We start from the raw sequence: 21048 nt of genomic DNA, 5'->3' as shown, positions 1-21048 counted from the left end.
AACAGCACATATGATGCTTGAATATACCCATGCGAAAGGCAGGTGATCCGCATGGCAAACAGAATCAAGGGTATTACCGTTGAGATCGGCGGCGATACCACGAAACTCAGCAAAGCCCTTGAAGGTGTCAATAAAAACATCAAAAACACGCAGACGCAGCTCAAGGATGTGGAAAAGCTGCTGAAGCTCGACCCTACCAATACGGAACTGCTGTCGCAGAAACAGCGCTTGCTTGCCGATGCCGTATCATCGACCAGTGATAAGCTCGAAACGCTGAAAAAAGCCAGCGAACAGGCCGCCAAAACCAAAGACAATTACGATGCGTGGAAGGCAAAATACGACCCTATCAAGCAGAAGATCGGTGAAACTGAGACAAAGCTCCGGGAACTGAAGGAGCAGAGCCGCATTGCCGATGAGCAGCTCTCCCGCGGTGAAATTTCGCAGGAGAAATATGATGCCCTGCAAAGTGAGATCAAGCAGACCACCGATGAGCTGAACGGCTTGAAACAGCAGGCAAAGGATGTCTCCGATGAATTCGGACATCCGATCCCACCGGAACAGTACGACGCCCTTCAGCGTGAAATTGTTGATACGGAACAGGAACTGCAGAACCTGCAGCAGGAAGCCGCAAATTCTCAGACAGCACTTGTAAAGATCGGTGAAGCGGGAGCATCTATCGAAAAGGTCGGCGACAAAATCGCTACAGTCGGCACAAATCTGACAAAATATGTAACTGTGCCGATCCTTGGACTCAGTACTGCTGCGGTCAAAACGACAGCGGATTTTGATGCCTCTATGAGCAAAGTCTCTGCTGTATCCGGTGCTACCGGTGAGGACTTAGAGGCGCTGCGTGCAAAAGCCCGTGAGATGGGTTCTCAGACAAAATTCTCCGCATCGGAAGCCGCTGACGCTATGAACTACATGGCTATGGCAGGCTGGAAAACCGAGGATATGCTGAACGGTGTCGAGGGTATTATGAACCTCGCTGCAGCTTCCGGTGAAGACCTTGCAACGACATCGGATATTGTTACGGACGCTCTGACGGCGCTCGGTATGAGCGCAGATGATTCTGCACACTTCGCAGATATCCTTGCAGCAGCATCGAGTAACGCCAATACCAATGTGTCTCTCATGGGTGAATCCTTCAAGTATGTTGCGCCGATCGCCGGTTCTATGGGAGCATCTGCGGAAGACCTGTCTATTGCACTCGGTCTTATGGCTAATTCAGGTATCAAGGGTTCTCAGGCCGGTAACAGTCTGAAAAACGCTCTTGTAAACCTCACAAAGCCGACAAAACAGCAGGCTGCCGCAATGCAGCAGCTCGGTTTTATCAGCACTGAAACGATTCAGAAAATCGACTTTGAGAAGGTCGAGAAGGCAGAGCACGCTGTTGAGGATGCGACTATCTCCCTCGATAATGCACAGGTAAAACTGAACGATGCAATCAACAAGTACGGCGAAGGCAGCTCACAGGCTCAAATCGCAAGCAACAACTACGAAAAAGCACAGCTGAAACTTGCTCGAGCACAAGAGGCACTTGCCAAAGAACAGGAAGGTGTCTCAAAGGAGATCGCCGGGGCAAATACACTCATGACCGATGCAGACGGCAATATGCGGTCGCTCGGAGATATCATGGGTATGCTCCGTGAGAAAATGGGCAAGGTCAATGTGGAACTGACAGACGCGGAGGGTAATGCCCGTGATTTCGATGATATTGTTGCAGAACTATCTACGACCACAGAGGGTCTTGCACAGGCAGAGCAGATGCAGGCGGCTGCCGCTATCTTCGGTAAGCAGAATATGGCAGGTATGCTTGCGATCATCAATGCCAGCGAAGAGGACTACAACAAGCTCTCTACCGCCATTTACGGCTGTGAAGGCTCTGCAAAGGGCATGGCAGACACCATGCAGGACAACCTCGCAGGTCAGATCACGATTCTGAAATCACAGCTGCAGGAGCTTGCAATCAGCTTCGGTGAGATCCTGATGCCTGCAATCCGTTCTATTGTATCCCGTATTCAGGGACTTATTGATAAATTCAATGCGATGTCTCCGGCAACGAAGGAGACTATCGTGAAAATTGCACTTGTGGCGGCGGCACTGGGACCGCTGCTTCTTGTTATCGGCAAAACAATGGTCGGTATTGGCAAACTGATGCAGCTTGTAGCGAACCTGCCTTCCATGATCGCAGGCGCAAAAGCCGCCTTTTCATCCTTCGGCGCAGCCATTGGCGGTATATCCGCACCCGTAGTCGCTGTCATTGCGGTCATTGCCGCTTTGGTAGCGGCTTTTGTGCATTTGTGGCGCACGAATGAGGACTTCCGAAATAAGGTCACTGCGATCTGGGAGCAGATCAAGAACATCTTTTCCGGCTTCTGTCAGGGCATCGTTGACCGTATCAACGCTCTCGGCTTCGACTTCAAAAACATCAGCGAGGTCATCAAGGCTGTATGGGACGGGCTCTGCAAATTCCTGAAACCGGTCTTTGAGGGGCAGTTTCAGCAGATTGCAAATATCTTCAAGGCTGTGACAGACATTATCCTGAGTGTTCTGGATATTTTCGTCGGCATCTTTACCGGTGACTGGAGCAGAGTGTGGGACGGCATCAAGGGTATCTTTTCTGCTGTATGGAATTTCATCAAGGATACGCTGAAAAATGCGCTGAATATGATCTGCAGTATTTTCGGCACCGATCTTGGTGAAGTAAAGGACTTCTGGGTAGGCGTCTGGACGAGCATCAAGAACTTTTTTGTAAACATCTGGAACGGTATAAAGAACTTCGTAAGCACAGTCCTCAATGCGATCAAGAACTTTTTCACAACTATCTGGACGGGTATCAAGAATTTCTTTGTCGGTATCTGGACTGCGATTTACAACAGCGTCGCAGAGAAAATCAACCTAATTAAGACGGTTATTACTGTTGTCTGGAATGCGATTCATACTGCTATCAGCACGGTGCTGAATGCGATCTGGTCGGTTATCACAACTGTATGGCAGACCATTTATGATTTCATCTCTCCGCTGCTAGATGCTTTCAGATATCTGTTTGAGACGATTTTTGAAGCGATCCATGTGATTATTTCCCGTGTTATGGACTGGATCCACGAAAAGATCACTACAACATGGGAGACCATTAAGGCGGTCGTAACTATCGTTCTGGAAGGAATCCGGACATTTTTTGAAACGATCTGGAATGCGATCTCCACGACTGTCAGCACGGTAATGGATACCATTTCCAATGTGATCTCTACCGTATGGAATGCGATCTCCGGCTTCATCTCTGGTATTCTGAACGCCATCTGGTCGGTGATCTCCTCTATCTGGGAGAGCATCAAAAATCACATCACCAATACGCTGAATGCGATTCATGCGGTCGCCTCTGCGGTGTGGAATGCAATCAGCGGATTCATATCATCCGTGCTTAATGCAATCTCCACTACAGTATCCAACATCTGGAACGGCATCAAAAATACAGTCAGCACAGTCATGAACGCAATAAAAAACACTGTCTCCAATATCTGGAACAGTGTGAAATCAGCGGTCACCGAAAAGATTACGGCAATTAAAGACACTATCGTCAACGGCTTCAATGCGGCAGTAAACTTCATTAAAAATCTCGGCTCTCAGGCATTTCAGTGGGGCGCGGATATCATCAACAACATTGTCAACGGCATCAAGAACTGTATCGGCAAGGTCGCAGATGCAGTAAAGGGCGTGGCAAACAAGATCAAGTCCTTCCTGCACTTCTCAGTGCCGGATGAAGGCCCTCTGGTTGATTTTGAGAGCTGGATGCCTGACTTCATGCAGGGACTTGCGGACGGTATCAATGCCAATGCAAATGTTGTCGGCGATGCAGTCAACGGCTTTGCAGGCAATCTTGCAGAAACGATCAGCACTGTTATCAAAAACGCTCTGTCCAATGTGGTGACGGCGGTGCAGGGCTTCATGGAACAGGTTTTTGAAACCGTGAAAACGGTCTGGTCGAACTCCAATGCTGCAATCGACGGAACAATGTCGCAGATCAAAAACGGCATCACGGGCGGCTGGAAAACCATTGTGTCCGTGATTGAAACCGCGCTCGAAAACAACAAAAAAGTCATCACCACAACATGGAAATCGGCGGCGACTGTTATTGAAACCGCACTGAACGGTATCAAAAAGATCGTGACAACGGTATGGACGGCGATGAAAACGCTCATCAATACCGGACAGCTTGACATCAAAAATGTGATCTCGACAACGTGGAATGCTGCGAAGGATGTAGTAAATACAGCCCTAAACGGTATTAAATCCGTGGTGCAGACGATCTGGAATACCATGCCGGATATTGTCCGGAACCCGATGAATCAGGTCAAGGACGCTGTGCTGTCGATCTGGGACAACATCAAAAACGGCATCGGCGACAGGCTCGGCGGAGTGCGCGATGCAGTATCCGGAGCGATGAATGCGGTATATCAGGCTGTCATGGAGAAAGTCAACAGCTCATGGTCTTGGGGACGTGACCTCATGCAGAACCTTATCAACGGTTTGAACTATATGCTCGGCAATCTCATCAATACAGTTGCGGATGTAGCGCGAGCAATCAGCGATTATCTGCATTTCTCCGTTCCTGATAAGGGACCTCTGACAGAATTTGAATCCTGGATGCCGGACTTCATGAAGGGGCTGGCTGACGGTATCAACAAGAGCAAGAAATATGTCGAGAAAGCGATTTCCGGCGTGGCTGATGCTATGACTATTGCTATGAATTCCGACTTCAATGTGGATATGTCCGGCGTGACCGGCGCAATGGTAGGCGCAGGCGGTACGACAGTTGTAAACAACTACAATAACGACAACAGCCGTACAGTGAATCAGACCAATAATAGTCCGAAATCGCTGTCACGGCTGGAGATCTATCGTCAGACGCGGAATGCGCTGAATGTGTGATGGGGTGGGCTTTATGCTTGCCCTATTGCCGCGATATATCAGAATTTGCGGCTTTTCGTATAGCAAATATGACACACGCCCCAATCATAACACCGCTCGTATTTAATATTATGTCATCAATATCTGTATGCCTTGCGGGACATAGCAATTGGGACAACTCAATAAAGATAATAAAACAAATCCCTGCGAATACAGTTTTTTTGATATTATCAAGCTTGCGAAAACAGATAGGCCATACTATTCCTACAGGTATAAACATTGCTATGTTCCCGATAATATTGATAATCCATCCATCATATCTGTCAAAGAGAAAATAGAACGGGATTAAGCTTATCATGTCAAACGGTGTCTTTGAAAATCCAATTGTTAGTGTACCTATTTTTCCATTAATAAAATGTAACGGAAAGTATACAAATCTTGCAATAACTACAAGGCATATATAGACAAGAAGCATCTGTAGTTCGCGTTTTACTGAAAACTTCATGAATCTGATCGCAATTATGAATCGCACAAGTATCCAAATGAGAGTTATAAAAATAAACATCTGTAGATAGGAAATCTCAATCATAGTCACTGCCTCCTCCTTTCTTTAGCAGATAGCTTGATAAACTACGATTTAGCGCAGAGAGCCTCCGCTCATTTTTTCTATTATAGCATATCCGGTCCGAATAAGTAAAGGGGGGGCAACCATGTTTTTCAAACTTATCCTTGAAAATGCCAATGGTGATCGTGTTGACATGACCACGACCGCCAACCAGTATATGACAGCAAAGGTCGAGGGCTTGTCGCCTCCGCCCGGAACGATCAGCACCTCCTCCTACGCAGGCATGGACGGCAGCTACTTGAACAATGCCTTCATCGAAAAGCGGAATGTGGTAATTCACTTTGAGATGCGTGGTGTAGGTGTAGAAGCCCGCCGTCACCAGCTATACAAAGTAGCGAAACCGAGCAGATATGTCAAGGTCTACTACAAGACAGCAGGCATAGATGTTTTTACCGAGGGCTATGTGGAGACTTGCGAGGTCAGCAACTTTGAGCAGCTTGTCACCGGACAAATTTCTATTCTCTGTCCAGATATCTACTGGTATTCCACAGAATCCGTCATGGCATACTACAGCCAGATCACGGGTGCATTCACATTCCCATTCCCGACTGAAAGCAATCCAGAACCGTTTGTACTGGGCAAATACAATACACAAAACATCATGGAGATCATCAACGACGGCGACGAAATAGGATTTACTTTGCAGATAGAAGCCCTTGAGGACGCCAGATCACCCACTCTGTACAATGCGGATACAGATGAGTATCTGCAAATCACCGGCGACATCCTCGCAGGCGATATCATTACTGTTACAACAAAGACAGGTCATAAAACGGTAACGCTCGACCGAGGCGGTGTGAAAACCAATATCATTAACCGGCTTGTGTCCGGCTCGACCTGGCTGACGCTGCGTGAGGGCAAGAACCGGTTCTATCTCCGTGGCACGGGACTGCAAAATCTGAGAGTGACTATCGTCCACACAAATGCTTATCTAGGGGTGTGATATATGCAGATTGAAGTTTACAGAATGAATGCTGAAGCGGACAGCCTGACGATCACCCTCGAAGCGGTATGTGACAGCTTTTCATCGCTCTTGTGGGATATCGAATACTACCAGTGCGGCAGCTTTGAGGTGTATATCGCCGCCAATCCGGAGAATCTTTCGATTTTTCAGACCGGGCGCATCGTGGGCAGAGATGATGACAGTCAGCATTTTGGCATTATTGAGTCGGTGCAGATAGACACTGATGCCGAAAACGGCGACTATCTGACCGTAAAAGGAAGATTTCTCATGTGCCTGCTGGAGCGCCGCATCATTCACCCGACATATAATGTCACGGCGCAGAAGGCATACAGCGAAATTGTGCATGATATTGTCAGGCAGAATACGCTTCTCAATGATAACCGCCGCATTCCGGGCTTATCACTCGGCGCAGTATCGGGTGCTTGCTGGGAGCAGACCACAACGCTGCAGGTATCCTACGAAAATCTAATGGAGTGGGTGTATACCATCTGCGAAAAGATCGGCGGCACTGCAAATATCCGACTTGTGAAGGCTGTTGGTGAAACCTACAAAATGGTGCTTGACCTTGCAGAAGGCGCAGACCGAAGTCTGATGCAGGAAGATAATCCGCATATTATCTTCTCTGATGCCTACAGCAATCTGCTGTCATTCTCATATGCTTCTGATTCTGCTGTTACTCGCAACTTCGCCTATATCTATGGTCACGGTGAGGGCTGGGAGCGAAAACATACCACATATTGTGTTTCTGATGAGCCGACCTATCTCGAACGCTACGAACTATATGTGGATGCGAAGGATATCTCAGAGGAGGAACAGGTCGAGGGCGAGACTGTGCCGATTCCCGAGGAGCAGTATATCGCACTGCTGAAAACCCGCGGCTCTGAAAAGCTGGTCGATCCGAAAACTGCATCGGAATCGGAGATTGCAGCGGATAGCACGCAGTATGTCTACAACCGTGACTATTTCGTCGGTGATTATGTGACCGTAGAACATAAGCGTTTCGGAATGATCCAACCGAAAGTGCAGCTTATCGGCATGATAGAAGCATTTGACCAGAACGGGCGCAGCCTGACACCGACATTTAAGGAGTGATTTTTATGGCTTTTTCAAGCGGATTTTTCAATTCAAAAGGTCTTGACCGCACCTATACTGCGGAGAATTTCTGTGACTACCTCGGCAGCATCATCTGCAACGGCATTCAGGACAATTACGGCGACTGCTTCAAGCTGACAGCCGCATCTTCCGGGCTGAAGGTCACAGTTGGCAGAGGTAAGGCGTGGATCAACGGGCATTATTTCATCAACGATGCGAGATACAGCATCGACCTCAGTTCTTATCAGGACGAGTCGCTTCCTCGGTATGTGGGTATTTGCATTTATCTGGATACCACGGAGGCAGTCCGCAGCGTCACGCTGAAGCTCTTTCCCGGAACGCCTGCGGAGAGTCCACAGCTTCCGTCTATTCCACAGGATGCAGACCATGTGCGCCTGCTGATGTATGCGGTGCGCCTGAATCCGGGGGCTGAATCTCTCACAGAGCGTGATTGGTACGACTACCGTGAGGACAGGAACGTCTGCGGCTATTGCAGGTGTATCCTCGGCAAATGCAAGGTGACGGATATGTTGGCACAGATGGCGCAGATCACGGCGGAGATGCAGGAATATAACGATACGGTCGCTGAACTGACGGCGAGAGTGGCAGAGCTGGAAGCGGAGATCGAGGATATTGGCGATATCATTGCCGCTGGTCAGTGCGGCGAAAATGCGTACTATGCACTCTATTCCAGCGGAAAGGTGCTTGTGAAAGGCACTGGCGCAATGTATGACTACGACCTCGAATCCAATCGTTCGCCGTTCTACAGAAACGATGCAGTGAGATCAGTTGTTGTTTCCGAAGGCATTACAACCGTTGGTGAGGATGCCTTTGAACGCTGTCTGAATCTGGAATCTGTATCTCTCCCGACATCACTCACCTCGATCGGCAGCGGTGCATTTATGCCTGCAGATGAATATCCGAGTGCAGCCGGAAAGCTGAACAGCATTACAATTCCAGATGCCGTTACAACAATCGGCGGTGGTGCTTTCTGGGGTGCCGCTCTTAATTCTCTCACAGTTCCTCATAATGTAGCGACGGTTGGAAAGTATGCTTGCCGTGATTGTACGAGACTAACCTCCGTCCGTTATGAAGGTTCTGTGATTGGCGGCTTTATGTTCGTTAACTGCACAGCTCTCACGAGCTTTACAATGGCGCACACGGTCACAACAATCGGTGAACACTGCTTCAATTACTGCGGCGCACTTGAAACAATCACTTACGAAGGCAGTCTTGCGGATTGGGCAGCGATCACAAAGCAGAACAATTGGGACGGCAAAGGCGGCATGGAGGTCGGACAGTCGGGGCTTACCCGTATCCAGTGCCTTGACGGATTTATGGAATGGAATGCAGAGAATCATGAGTGGAAAGTTGGTGAAGAATAATGTGGAAATTCCTTGTAAAGAATCAGAGCATTGAGATCGTGGAGCGAGAGATTCTTGCAGACCATCAGATCCAGTATGTGCAGTTCAAATTCACATTTGACGGTGACTGGAAGCGTTTTCACAAGGTGGTGCAGTTTTCGCAGTGCGATGAGGTGTATTCCGTTGTACTCGGCACAGAGGGAACAACCTTGTACCTGCCTGCGGAGCTTCACGCAGGTGCGGTGAAAAAGGCAGTGTTCGGCTATGATACGGAATCAGATACGACTGTGAGGGCGACAACTGTTCCTGTGACACTGAATATCCGTGAATCCGGATTTGAAGGTGATGAACCGCCTATCCCGCCGACACCGGATCTGTATACGCAGCTTCTGAAGCGTATCGAGGACGCTGAACACGGTCTTGACGGTAAGAGTGCCTATGAGATTGCTGTGGAACACGGCTATGTCGGCACCGAGGAGGAGTGGCTGGCATCCCTGCACGGCAAGGACGGCATTACACCGGATATGTCGGAATACCCGAAAACCTCCGAGGTCACGACCATTATCGAGCGTGAGATCGCACCTGTTGCGGAGGAATCACACACACACGATAACAAAGCAACGCTCGATAGCATCACACCGGAACTGTTCTCTGACCTTTCCGGTTTGCAGCAGTTTGAGGACAGCACGACCTATGAGCTTCAGACACTGAATGAAGCCGTGGAGAACCTCAGACCGAGCACACACACGCATAATAACAAAGCTGTGCTTGACCGCATCACTGAAGCAATGATCGATGCGATTGCGGAATATCCGCCCTTTGAGGACTGGACGCGAGAGCAGATCCACACGCTGTTTGAAATGGTCAACAATTTCAGCAACACAGCCCATACCCACGAAAACAAGGTCACTCTCGATGCCCTGACACCGGAACTTTTCTCCGATCTCGCAGGCTTGCAGCAGTTTGAGGACAGTACGCAGTATGACATCCAGACGATCAACGAGGCGCTCCTGACACTGAATGCACAGCGGCATACACATGACAACAAGGCTGTTCTTGATACGATCACGGAGCAGTATATGCGTGATCAGGCTGCATTTCAGGCTTCGACCGCAGGCGCACTGCATGGGCTGTCCACAGGACTGAGCGAGGTTTCGGCACAGGCGCATTCCCATGCCAATAAAGCTGTTCTGGACGGCATTACGCAGGAAATGCTCGATGACATGGCTTCTATCGCAACGGTGATCGGACAGGCACACTGGCATCATAACCTCACAACGCTCAACTCCATCACGGAATCCCATGTGAGCAGATGGAACGAAGCATACACCGCAGCAATGAACCTGAATGAGCGTGTAGGTGTCAATGAGGGCGTGTTCGAGCGTTTCAAGACGGAAATTCTCTATGATATGCAGGGTGCAAAGACCTCTATCACGGATATTTACACCCGCCTTGAAGCTGTGGAAAATGCACTCTCCGGAGTGGAGGAGGCACTGTCCAATATTGTGGAGGTGACAGCATGAGTATCGGAAACTATCTGACCGAGCTAGACAATCAGCGCGATCAGCTTGCAAGGAACCTTGTAGCAATGGGCGTGCAGGCATCGGAGACTGAAAAGCTGAATAACCTTGTTCCGAAGGTGCTGCAAATTCCGCAGGCAAAGCCGGATGTCACGCTGTTCAGGGCTTCTATTGACACGCTCCATGACTACGGTGAAAAGGTCTATACCTTCTACAATGACGGCTACCGCAGTCTGTCCGGCTTTACAGAATCGTATCAGCATTTCTGCTGCGAAGAGAACGGATACGCGATCTACTACAATCAGCCAGATTTCAACTGGGGGCAGACCATTTATACGATGTGTGTTGAGCCTGTTCACATCAGCATCAATAGAAAGATCATGATGAGCTATAAGTCGGGTGCTACGGATATCGGTGAGATGTGGCTTGTTCCGAAAAACAATCAGCAGTTATCTTCAGCAGAAACTGCAAGATATATCTATGAATCGATCCAGAATCATAGTGCTATTGCAGTTCCTTTCGGCTGGCTCGGCACTGTGGGCAACTATGTCAATGTACTGCATGAGTGCAGCGGTATCAGTGCAGGAGAGTATTACCTTGCATGGAAAGCAATCACCGACAATACCAGTCCGATGATCCGTGCTGTGAAGGTAGTGGATGTGACAATTTGAAAGGATGATACAATGAAAGAAAATATCTGTACAGCCGCCGGAGTCATCGGCGGCTTTTTTGCGGCGCTGCTCGGAGGGTGGGATTCAGCATTGGCAACACTTCTCATTTTCATGGCGATTGATTTCACAACCGGACTGATCACCGCTTCTATGGGCAGAAGCAAGCACAGCAAGACCGGCAGGCTGAGTTCAAAGGCAGGCTGGGTCGGACTTGCGAAGAAATTCTGTATTCTGCTCATGGTCGTAGTGGCTGTCCGCATGGATATTCTGATCGGCACCACATATATCCGTGACGCGACCTGCATCGGCTTCTGTGTCAATGAACTGCTCTCAATCATTGAAAATACAAGTCTCATGGGTATCCCGTATCCGCCTGCAATCAAAAAGGCTATCGAGGTGCTTCAGAAGAGAGCGCAGCACATTGACGATGATATTCAGGAAATGATCGATAAAATGGAGGATGATGAGAAATGAAGTATCAGTATTCCGATTCCGTGCAGATCACACCGCATTTCAACTCCTGTGAGTTCCGCTGCAAGTGCGGCAAAGAGCACGAGTTCAGTGTGTCCGATGAGCTGGTGCAGAAGCTGGAACAGTTCTATGCCGCCCTGAACTGCTCCAAGATCATTGTGACTTCCGGCTTCAGATGTTCTGCTCACGATAAAGCAGTGAAGGGCAGCGGAACCGGACAGCATACACTCGGTAATGCAGCTGACATCTGCTGTTACGGTCAGGACGGGCAGCCTATTTCCTCCAAGGTGGTCTGCTGCAAGGCGCAGGATATCGGGTTCAGGGGCATTGCAAATATTACCGCCGCTTACCAGTACACTCACGTTGATGTGCGTCCCAACGGCAACTGGTACGGCGACGAAGTGCATGGCAACTGCACTGTGACCGATGATTTCTACAAGTACTTCGGGGGTGAGGATATGAAGGGTATTGATGTAAGTGTACACAACGGCGATATCGACTGGGGTAAGGTCAAAGCTGACGGCATTGATTTCGCCATTATCCGTGCCGGCTACGGCAGGCTTGCTTCGCAGAAGGACGAGAAGTTCGAGCAGAACTACGCAGGTGCAAAAGCCGCTGGTATTCCCGTCGGCGCATACTGGTACTCCTATGCCATGACCCCGGAGGAAGCAGAACTGGAAGCTGATGTGTTCCTGTCCGTTATTAAGGGAAAGCAGTTCGAGATGCCTTTGTACTTCGACCTTGAGGAAAAGAAGCAGTTCGACCTCGGCAAGGAACAGGTCTCCGCTATCATGCGTGCGTTCCTCAAAAAGGTTGAGAGCGCCGGCTATTTTGTCGGTCTGTACGGTTCTGCTTCTTCGCTGACCACGCATACTGCTGATGATATAAAGTCCTGGTATACGATCTGGCTGGCGCACTGGGTCGATCAGACCAATTACAGCGGCGCTTACGGAATCTGGCAGCATAGTGAAAAGGGCAGGGTTTCGGGAATCAACGGCAATGTGGATCTTGACATCTGCTATAAGGATTTCCCGACTGTCATCAAGGGCAAGGGGCTGAACGGTTGGAGTAAGACAGAGCCAACTTCCACGCCTGCACCCGATAAGCCCGATACCACCGTGACCGCTACCATCATGATTGGCACGGAAACCTACAAGGGCACGCTTATGAAGGAGTAAAACAATAGGGCAGAGGTAGTTCTCTGCCCGGTACATACTGTGACAACTCAGAATTTATACCTCAAGAGACTTTCTCATTTCATTTACAATCCAGTCCTCAAATTTCCCACAGCAATATGGTTCTGAGCGTAACGTGAAAATGTAATCAAAATCAACAATAAACACTTCACCTGTGGCGGCTCCACGGCACATAAGAATCGAGTTCATGGTACAGCCCGGTGTGCCTATAAAAATACCTCCTGCGCACAATGCCAATTGCATATTCGATTGTTCATGGAAAAAACATTCTTGCTGTTCCTTAGTTTTTTCTTCAAATATTGCTGAACACATAATGTCATCTAATTCTTCATATTTTCTTGCAAAATTCGTCCATTGTTCATTTGTCATGGAATGATCAAGCATGACGGGCATTTTTTCTGTTTTGGGAACGAATCCATTTCTTTTACGCATCACTTCAAGGCTGTAAATACCATAATCCGGACCTGCACCGCCATTTCCAAGTTCGGTAAGATACCTAACGAGCGGATTGGGCAAAGTGAGCTTCATATCTTTTTCAAACTTTCGTATAGCCCGCTTATTAGCCGGTTTAGCAAACTGCCATCTATGATGATTTGCACCGAATTTTATGCACATAGGATCTCTGCGAAGTCCTTCTTGTGCAAGTGCCCTGATTTCAGATATGTAGTCCATTTTCTTCTCCAAATTCCGATTTGTAGGGGAGATTAGATTGCCCCTGTCTGTTTTAATTATACATCCAATCCCGGAAAAAGTCAATGTGTTACGCCCACATAGCCATCAGGCACAAAAACTCCCCGGAACTGCTCAAAAAGAACAGCTCCGGGGAGCATTATTTTGGAATCATATCTTAGCGAGGTATTATCCCTCAATTGCAATATACTTGTGATTCTCCAGCTTCTTAGGCTCTGCCTTCGGAACGCAAATGTTCAGAACACCGTCCTCAAACTTTGCCTTCACATCGGCTTCTGTAACAGTATCACCGATATAGAAGCTTCTCTGCATTGCACCGGCGTAACGCTCCTGACGAATCAGCTTGCCCTTCTTAGTCTTTTCGTCCTTGTCAAGACCCTTTGCGGCACTGACTGTCAGATAACCGTTCTGAAGCTCAAGATTAATCTGGTCTTTCTTGAAGCCCGGCAAATCGATAACGATCTCATAGTGGTCGTCATGCTCATGGACATCCGTCTTCATAACCTGTGCAGCATGTTTGCCGTACAGCTTCTTCTCCACGTCTCTGCCGAAGTCAGGGAATCTGAAGAAATCATCGAATAAGTTTTCACCGAAAATGCTAGGATACAACATAGGTCAGTCCTCCTTTTACTCGTCACATTGTTTCCATTGCTTCGAGCAAGGGGACGGAGGGTTCAGCACCCGGATCCTTTGGTGCTTCTCTGTTCCTTTGTTCTGATTATATTATAGCACTCTGGATTAGCACTGTCAAGGGGAGAGTGCTAATTTTCACACAGGTTTCATATTTTTGACAGAAATGTCACATTAGCTTTTCAGGAGGTATGCTATGGAACAGCAGAAAATCATTGACGAAGTAAACTACCATAAGGCACAAAAGATCACAGAATCCCTTTACAAAAGCGGACTTATTTCCTTTGACGAGTATGACAAATTGACGCAGTTAAACAGGCAGTCTTTCTCTCCCCTTTTTGTGGAGCTATTGCCGAAAACGCTTGATTTATCTAGAAGTCAGAGCTAATATAGATACCAACAAAAGGAGGTGTTTCCATGAACATTCGAGTGATCGAAGCGCAGAAGCCGAGTGTTAAAAAGAAGAAACGGCGTGTGGCTGCATACTGCCGCGTCTCAACAGATCATTCCGATCAGCTTGAGAGCCTTGAAACACAAAAAGCACATTATGAATCATATATCCTGCTTAATTCAGAATGGGAGTATGCCGGCCTGTATTATGATACCGGAATTACCGGCACAAAGGCTGAGATCCGTGATGGGCTGCAGAATCTTCTGACAGCCTGCCGTATCGGAAAGGTGGAGCATATCCTTGTGAAATCTATCAGCCGTTTTTCCCGAAATACCACGGACTGCCTTTCCATTGTCCGGGAACTGCTGAATATCGGTGTGACAATCTATTTTGAAAAGGAAAACATCGATACCGGCGATATGGAAAGTGAGCTGATCCTATCTATACTCAGCAGCATGGCAGAAGAAGAATCTTCTTCCATATCAAAAAACGAAAAGTGGTCGATACAACGAAGAATGGCAGCCGGCACTTTCAAAATAGGCTATGTTCCCTACGGATACCAGAGAGATGAAAACGGGGATATGGTAATTGAACCCGCCGAAGCCGGCGTTGTGAGATTTATCTTCAGAACGCTTCTTGCCGGAAATAGCACTGATACAATCGCATCCGCTCTGCAGCAGCAGGGCATCCCCACAAGGAAAGGCGGAAAATGGTCAGGCTCGACTGTGAGAGATATTATCGTAAACGAAAAATATGTCGGCGATGCACTGTTTCAGAAAACATATACAGACGATACATTTCGCAGGCATAATAATCACGGTGAGGTCAAAACATATCTTGTTTCCGAACATCATGAGCCAATTATCAGCCGTGAAACCTATGAACGGGCAAATGCCCTGGTCAGACAGCGTAGCAAAGAAAAGGGCATAGTAAGGGAGAACGGAAAGTATCAGAACCGCTTCGCATTTTCCGGTAAGATCATCTGCGGGATATGCGGCGGTAAGTATAAGCGTCGGATCCACAGTCACGGTGCTGAAATAGCATGGGTCTGCAATACACATATAGAGGATATCAGAAGATGCTCCGCCAAATATGTGCGTGACGATGTACTGAAAGCTACATTTGTAACGATGCTCAATAAGCTCATATTCAGCAGAAAGCTGATCCTGAAGCCGTTGTACGATACGCTCAGAGCAGACAGTACGGATGAAAGCATTAAGAGAATGCAGGAGCTTCAGCAGCTGCTGGAAAAGAACTCTGAGAAAAAGCACACCCTGCGGCAGCTCCGAGCACAGGATATTATCGATAATGTGATGTTTAATCAGGAAATGAACATGCTGAGAAAAGCGGCAGAAGATTACAGAAATGAGCTTGCAGTCCTGGGAACATATACCTCTGCTGAAGCCTATGAGATCACAGAGCTGGACAAGCTTCTGAAATTTACTGAAACAACGACATTACTTGACGAGTTCAGCGATGAGCTATTCACTGCTTTTGTAGATCACATTATTGTTTATGACCGGGACTGCATTGAGTTCAAGCTGAAATGCGGGCTCACGCTGAAGGAGGTGCTGTGATGGGACACACGCCATACGGATACCGTATCGAAAATGGTGCTGCCGTGATAAACGAAGCTGAAGCAGACTGTGTCAGACGCATTTTCGATAACTACATCAGCGGAATGAGCCTTGCTGAATCGGCAAAAGCCGCAGGTCACCCTGTCGTTCACAGCAGCGTAAAACGAATACTAAACCGAGAGTGCTATTGCGGTGATGATTTTTACCCTGCAATTATTGATGCCGCAGTATTTCACAGAGCGAACAGCGAACTGAAACGGCGGGCTGATAATAAGAACCAGACAGGTAAAACAAGAAGAATAATACCAAAGCCTGAAACGGAGTTCACGTTCTCTCCCCCGCAGACACAGTATAACGATCCATACGAACAAGCTCAGTACCTGTACAGCCTCATAGAAAGAAAGGTGGTCAAATGCCAAAAGTAACCGAGATCCCGGCAAAGAAACCGGTCGGAAGCATCGCAAAAAAGGAAGAGATACGGAAACTACGTGTAGCTGCCTACTGCCGAGTATCGACTGATTACGAAGAACAGACATCAAGCTATCAGACGCAGATAGAGCACTATACCGATGTAATCGAGAAAAAACCGGACTGGGTGCTTGCGGGGATATTTGCAGATGACGGAATCAGTGCAACATCGACAAAGAACAGAGAACAGTTCAATAATATGATTCAGGCCTGCAAGGACGGTAAGATCGATATGATCATTACAAAATCGATCAGCCGCTTTGCCCGCAATACTGTGGACTGCCTGAACTACATCCGTGAACTAAAAGCGCTGAATATCCCGGTATATTTTGAAAAAGAGTCCATAAATACAATGGACGCAAAGGGCGAAGTCCTGATAACCATTATGGCTTCCCTAGCTCAACAGGAATCCGAATCGCTGAGTCAGAATGTAAGACTAGGTATCAAGTACCGTTTTCAACAGGGTAAGGTCATGGTCAATGCAAATTGCTTTCTCGGGTACGATAAGGATGAAGATGGCCACCTGGTCATAAATCCTGAGCAGGCAGAAGTAATCAAGCGTATATTCCGTGAGTATCTGGAAGGCGCAAGCTGTCAGCAGATAGCAAGAGGGCTGGAGCGTGACGGCGTTCCTACCGCCAGAGGAAACAATAGATGGCACGACAGTGGAATCAGGCGCATCCTTGAAAATGAAAAATATATGGGTGACGCGCTTCTACAGAAAACATATACTGTAGATTTTCTAAACAAGAAGCGTGCCCGGAATAACGGCGACGTTCCGCAATACTATGTTGAAGATGACCATGAAGCGATTATCCCGAAGGAACTGTTCATGAAAGTACAGGAAGAAATGTCACGGCGCGGTTCGCTGATTGACTGCAACGGCAGAAAGCGAGGATTTAGTTCTAATCACTGCTTTTCAGGACTGATATACTGTGCCGAATGCGGTGAGCGATTTCGCAGGATCCATTGGAACAACCACGGCTGCAAGTCTGTAGTATGGAGATGCATCACGAGAGTGGATAAGGCCGGTGACTGTTGTGCAAGAACAGTACACGAGACAGAACTGAAAAATTCCTTTATCGCCGCTTTGAACCAGCTGATAGCAGACAGCGACTCCTACCTTCCGGTATTGCAGAAGAATATCGCATCGGTCCTTATGACAATGAATCCTGAGTCCGCCGAAAGTATTCAGGCAAGGATCAGTGCGCTTCAGCAGGAGATCATAGATAAGGCAAGCCGTCAGGAGGACTACAGCGAAGCTGCGCAGGAGGTACTCAGGCTCCGCCAGCAGAAAGAAAACGCCCTGCAGAATGATACCTCCAGAAACGATAATCTTGACCGTATCAGGGAACTGCAGAAGTTTATCACATCACAGCCTGATGCGATCACCGAGTTTGACGAGAGCCTTGTGAAGCACCTGCTGTCAAAAGTGACTGTTTTTGAAAGCAAGCTCGTATTTGAATTCAAATCAGGAGTAACGCTTGAAATTTGTAAGTAATTAATTTGAAACCATATCCAAAACCACAGTGGTGATATAGAAGTTTTTTCTCCCTTAATTCAGGTCGCATAAAATAGGCATTATGCGACCTTTTTTCCATATTTACCTGTTTCCACGGAGATCGTGGAAACCGCCACATCAAAGCGGAAGTGTATCTCAATATCCTGCACACGCTTACCGCTGGACTTGTCGGGTTCGTGGACGATGATCTTGTCAACCAGTTCATGCATGATCTCAGGCGTGAGCTTTTCGATATGCTCGTATTTATGCACCACTTTGAGGAATGCTGTCACATCGGAGGACTTCTGCTCTGCCGTTTCGACAAAGGCGGTCAGTTCTGAAACAGTAGATTTCAGTTTCTTCTGTTCGTCCTCATACCCTGCCGACATCATCGTGAAACGCTCGTCAGACAGCCTGCCGAGAACATTGTCCTCATAGAGCCTTGTAAAGAGCTTGTCCAGTTCAGCGATACGCTTTTCAGCCTGCTTTAAGGTCTTTTTCGCTTTTGTAAGCTCCGATGACTTACGCTGAACGGAACTGCTCATAGCGGTCTGGATACACTCGTCCTCATTCTCACGCACCATTGTCAGGAGCTTGTTCAGCTCACCGAGGACAATTTCGTTTAGTACGCAAGTGCGGATATAATGCACAGTGCATTTATCCTGTTCTTTTGCGTATGTAGAACAACGCGTATGCTCCTGTTCTGGACGCTCATTCTTGCGGCGGCTCAGATACATCTTCTCTCCGCAGTCTGCACAGTACACTATTCCTGCGAACGGATTGACCGTCTGCATTTTCTGCGATCTGCGCTTGTGCTTGCGAAGCTCCTGCACCAAGTCAAAGGTCTGCTGGCTGATGATAGGCTCTTGCGTATTCTCGAATATCTGCCACTCGTCCTGCGGATTGTAGACGATCTTGTGAACCTTGTAGGACTTCATTTTCGTTCTGAAATTGACCGTGTGACCGCAGTATTCATAGCGTTCAAGGATATGGGCAATTGTCTGCGCTCCCCAACGGTATGTTTTAGCATTGTGTCTCCCATTGTCCCTGCCTTGCGAGAGAGCGTAGGCGGTAGGCGTGGGGATACCCTGTTCCGTTAAGATACGGGCAATCTGCACCGGACCGTAGCCGTCAATGCAGAGCTTGAAAATCTTGCGTACCACCTCAGCGGCAGGTTCGTCAATTACCCACAAATTCTTGTCGGTATCGGACTTCTTGTAGCCGTACACGGGCGGACACAGGTGCTTGCCCGATTGACCCTTTGCTCTGAACACCGCACGAATTTTCTTTGAACAGTCACGGGCGTACCAGTCATTGAAGATTTTTTGAAAGCAAGCAGTTCGTTTTCGGACTTTGCCGTATCGACATTATCGTTGACGGCAATGTAGCGAACATCGTAGTCGGGGAACACCATTTCGATAAGCTCACCCGTTTTCAGGTAGTCACGACCGAGCCTTGAAAGGTCTTTCGTTATCACGATACCGACCTTGCCGTCCTCAATGTCCGACATCATCGCTTTGAAGCCATCACGCTCCCAAGTCGTGCCTGAAACTCCGTCATCGACATAAAAAGTCGGATTGGGGAAGCCGTTGTCCTCAGCGAATTTCTGTAAAATCGCTTTCTGGTTCGTAATGCTGTTGCTCTCGCCGTCCAACATATCGTCCTGCGAAAGACGGCAGTATAAAGCTGTTATCTTGTCTGTCATTTTAACCTCACTTTCCGACAGGATACAGCAAGCTATGATAATAGTTTAGCGCGCATTGTCGAAAAAGTCAATACACACGAAGCTAAAATTTCACACAGCCTGCTTGTCCTGTTCCTGTTCATTATCACCGAGCATTTTTTCACAGTCAGCCGCGATGAGCCTTGCAAGTATGTCGCTCAGGCTTTGCCGAAAAGCTGGGTTAAAGACGGTTTTTACTCTGTAAATCGTATGCCCGATATGGTACTCGGACACGTTATCTGTTACCGCAACGGCGGCAGTTGTTGTTTCATTCATAGCGAATTTATCTCCTTAGCTTATCTATATCTACGCTTATAGGTCTGAGGGCATCGCTTTATATCTCTTACCCTCATGGTTGTTGTTTGTGATTATAGCCGTGAGGAACGGCATTGCTGCCGCCCCTCTCACAGCTATCGTTTTGTTGTCGGAAATATGTTAATCCTTGTAGGAATTATCTCCGAAGAAAGAAGTCTGTCCGACAAATTCATCATCGGCATAGCCACTGTCGGCATCATCGCCCGACTTGCTGTCTACACCGTCAGAGCTATCGACAAGCCCCTCAATGTCAGCGTAGGACATTCCACTGTCGGTCAGCTTGCCGATGAGCGTATGCTCCGCAGTGACTGCATCGAGAAGTGCCTGCCCCTCAGCACCGCCGTAAAGCTGTGAGAGCTTATCGTAGGTGTAGAGCTTGCTTTCGATGATGACCTTACGTCTGCGCTCCTGCGCTGCCTTGATAGACTTTTCGTAGCTATCGAGCTTCGCCTGATTCTCGGCAAGCACGGCATCCGTAATGATAACGGCGGACTCGTCAGCGACCTCAGCTTTCGCTTTCTTACTCATTCGCATCACCTCTTTCGGTTTTGAGTATCGCAAGATTTGATTTAACCCCACGATAATATTATAGCAAATTTCGGAGCTATCTGTCTATTCGCAGTGAAGTGTTATACTGAAAGAGCAGTCGACAAACGCCCAATAATCTGGTAGAATATAAATGATAAAACCAGAAAGGGAAAACGACTATGAAGTACAGTAAAGAATTCAAAGAAGAAGCATTAAAGCTCTCGGATGAGATCGGACTGAAAAAGGCTGCTCAGCAGTTAGGTATCCAGTATTACACACTCTCAGACTGGCGTACAAAGCGAAATGCCGCTGTCAAAGCTAAGAAGTATCAGATGACCGATGACGAAGCAAAACTGCGTATTACAGAGCTCGAGCGTGAAAACGCTGAACTTCGTAAAGCAAATGACATTCTCA

The 21048-nt window shown here is 47.9% G+C and carries 18 protein-coding genes and 1 pseudogene; 13 read left to right on the top strand and 6 right to left on the bottom strand.

The features are described 5' to 3' along the window. Window positions 1-51 precede the first annotated feature (51 nt). Entirely contained in the window at window positions 52-4929 is a 4878-nt protein-coding gene (locus tag BT127_RS08500; protein WP_318257204.1) for a phage tail tape measure protein, read from the top strand. 22 nt (window positions 4930-4951) lie between these two features. Here the strand turns inward: BT127_RS08500 and BT127_RS08495 are convergent, their stop codons facing one another. After that, window positions 4952-5383: a VanZ family protein gene (locus tag BT127_RS08495; RefSeq protein ID WP_318257209.1), complete on the bottom strand. Its 432-nt coding sequence runs from the start codon at window positions 5381-5383 to the stop codon at window positions 4952-4954. A 235-nt stretch (window positions 5384-5618) separates the two neighbouring features. On the opposite strand from BT127_RS08495, the gene BT127_RS08490 reads away from it, so the two are divergent. Genes BT127_RS08490 through BT127_RS08460 form a run of 7 tightly spaced genes read left to right on the top strand, consistent with a single transcriptional unit; the run spans window position 5619 to window position 12793 of the window. After that, complete coding sequence (locus tag BT127_RS08490) at window positions 5619-6476, top strand: phage distal tail protein (protein WP_075424596.1); 858 nt, start codon at window positions 5619-5621, stop codon at window positions 6474-6476. Between the two features lie 3 nt (window positions 6477-6479). Continuing rightward, entirely contained in the window at window positions 6480-7589 is a 1110-nt protein-coding gene (locus BT127_RS08485) for a siphovirus ReqiPepy6 Gp37-like family protein (RefSeq protein WP_075424595.1), read from the top strand. A 5-nt stretch (window positions 7590-7594) separates the two neighbouring features. Then, entirely contained in the window at window positions 7595-8974 is a 1380-nt protein-coding gene (locus BT127_RS08480; RefSeq protein WP_075424594.1) for a leucine-rich repeat domain-containing protein, read from the top strand. Then, window positions 8974-10476 carry a hypothetical protein gene (locus tag BT127_RS16785; protein ID WP_075424593.1) on the top strand — a complete coding sequence of 501 codons (1503 nt, stop codon included), beginning with the start codon at window positions 8974-8976 and terminating at the stop codon, window positions 10474-10476. Before BT127_RS08480 ends, BT127_RS16785 begins: the two co-directional genes overlap by 1 nt. Continuing rightward, a complete protein-coding gene (locus BT127_RS08470) occupies window positions 10473-11144 on the top strand; it encodes a hypothetical protein (protein ID WP_075424592.1) in 672 nt (223 codons plus the stop codon). The genes BT127_RS16785 and BT127_RS08470 overlap by 4 nt, the downstream gene beginning before the upstream one ends. A gap of 12 nt (window positions 11145-11156) precedes the next feature. Beyond that, window positions 11157-11618 (top strand): phage holin family protein, encoded by a 462-nt coding sequence (locus BT127_RS08465; protein ID WP_075424591.1) that lies wholly within the window; start codon window positions 11157-11159, stop codon window positions 11616-11618. Next, complete coding sequence (locus tag BT127_RS08460) at window positions 11615-12793, top strand: GH25 family lysozyme (protein ID WP_075424590.1); 1179 nt, start codon at window positions 11615-11617, stop codon at window positions 12791-12793. Before BT127_RS08465 ends, BT127_RS08460 begins: the two co-directional genes overlap by 4 nt. A 54-nt stretch (window positions 12794-12847) precedes the next feature. On the opposite strand, the gene BT127_RS08455 is transcribed toward BT127_RS08460, so the two are convergent. Beyond that, window positions 12848-13483 carry an SMI1/KNR4 family protein gene (locus BT127_RS08455; protein WP_075424589.1) on the bottom strand — a complete coding sequence of 212 codons (636 nt, stop codon included), beginning with the start codon at window positions 13481-13483 and terminating at the stop codon, window positions 12848-12850. Window positions 13484-13669: 186 nt separating this feature from the next. Then, window positions 13670-14113: an Hsp20/alpha crystallin family protein gene (locus tag BT127_RS08450; RefSeq protein WP_019679684.1), complete on the bottom strand. Its 444-nt coding sequence runs from the start codon at window positions 14111-14113 to the stop codon at window positions 13670-13672. Between the two features lie 214 nt (window positions 14114-14327). Here BT127_RS08450 and BT127_RS08445 point away from each other — a divergent pair, with 214 nt between their 5' ends. From BT127_RS08445 to BT127_RS08430, 4 genes are read left to right on the top strand one after another with little or no spacing between them, the layout of a single operon-like run. Next, entirely contained in the window at window positions 14328-14519 is a 192-nt protein-coding gene (locus tag BT127_RS08445) for an SHOCT domain-containing protein (protein ID WP_075424588.1), read from the top strand. A 29-nt stretch (window positions 14520-14548) separates the two neighbouring features. After that, window positions 14549-16099 carry a recombinase family protein gene (locus tag BT127_RS08440; protein WP_075424587.1) on the top strand — a complete coding sequence of 517 codons (1551 nt, stop codon included), beginning with the start codon at window positions 14549-14551 and terminating at the stop codon, window positions 16097-16099. Further along, the gene (locus tag BT127_RS08435) at window positions 16099-16524 is read left to right on the top strand and encodes a recombinase family protein (protein WP_075424586.1); all 426 of its coding nucleotides are present in this window, start codon (window positions 16099-16101) and stop codon (window positions 16522-16524) included. Before BT127_RS08440 ends, BT127_RS08435 begins: the two co-directional genes overlap by 1 nt. Continuing rightward, on the top strand, window positions 16512-18068 hold the full coding sequence (locus BT127_RS08430) for a recombinase family protein (protein WP_075424585.1): 1557 nt from the start codon (window positions 16512-16514) through the stop codon (window positions 18066-18068). Before BT127_RS08435 ends, BT127_RS08430 begins: the two co-directional genes overlap by 13 nt. A gap of 80 nt (window positions 18069-18148) precedes the next feature. Here BT127_RS08430 and BT127_RS08425 read toward each other — a convergent pair. The 3 genes and pseudogenes from BT127_RS08425 to BT127_RS08415 form a co-directional block, all read right to left on the bottom strand. Continuing rightward, window positions 18149-19773, bottom strand: a pseudogene (locus BT127_RS08425) (recombinase family protein). A gap of 90 nt (window positions 19774-19863) precedes the next feature. Next, entirely contained in the window at window positions 19864-20067 is a 204-nt protein-coding gene (locus BT127_RS08420; RefSeq protein WP_075424584.1) for a transposon-encoded TnpW family protein, read from the bottom strand. A gap of 159 nt (window positions 20068-20226) precedes the next feature. After that, entirely contained in the window at window positions 20227-20634 is a 408-nt protein-coding gene (locus BT127_RS08415; protein WP_082334962.1) for a hypothetical protein, read from the bottom strand. 179 nt (window positions 20635-20813) lie between these two features. Here BT127_RS08415 and BT127_RS16275 point away from each other — a divergent pair. Further along, window positions 20814-21048 (top strand): transposase (locus BT127_RS16275; RefSeq protein WP_082334961.1); only part of this gene is annotated, 235 nt, incomplete at its 3' end.

It is taken from the genome of Ruminococcus sp. XPD3002 (assembly GCA_900119535.1).
GTDB lineage: Bacteria > Bacillota > Clostridia > Oscillospirales > Ruminococcaceae > Ruminococcus > Ruminococcus flavefaciens_H.
The sequence above is the reverse complement of the archived record's forward strand: the minus strand, read 5'-3'. Positions and strand labels throughout refer to the sequence as shown.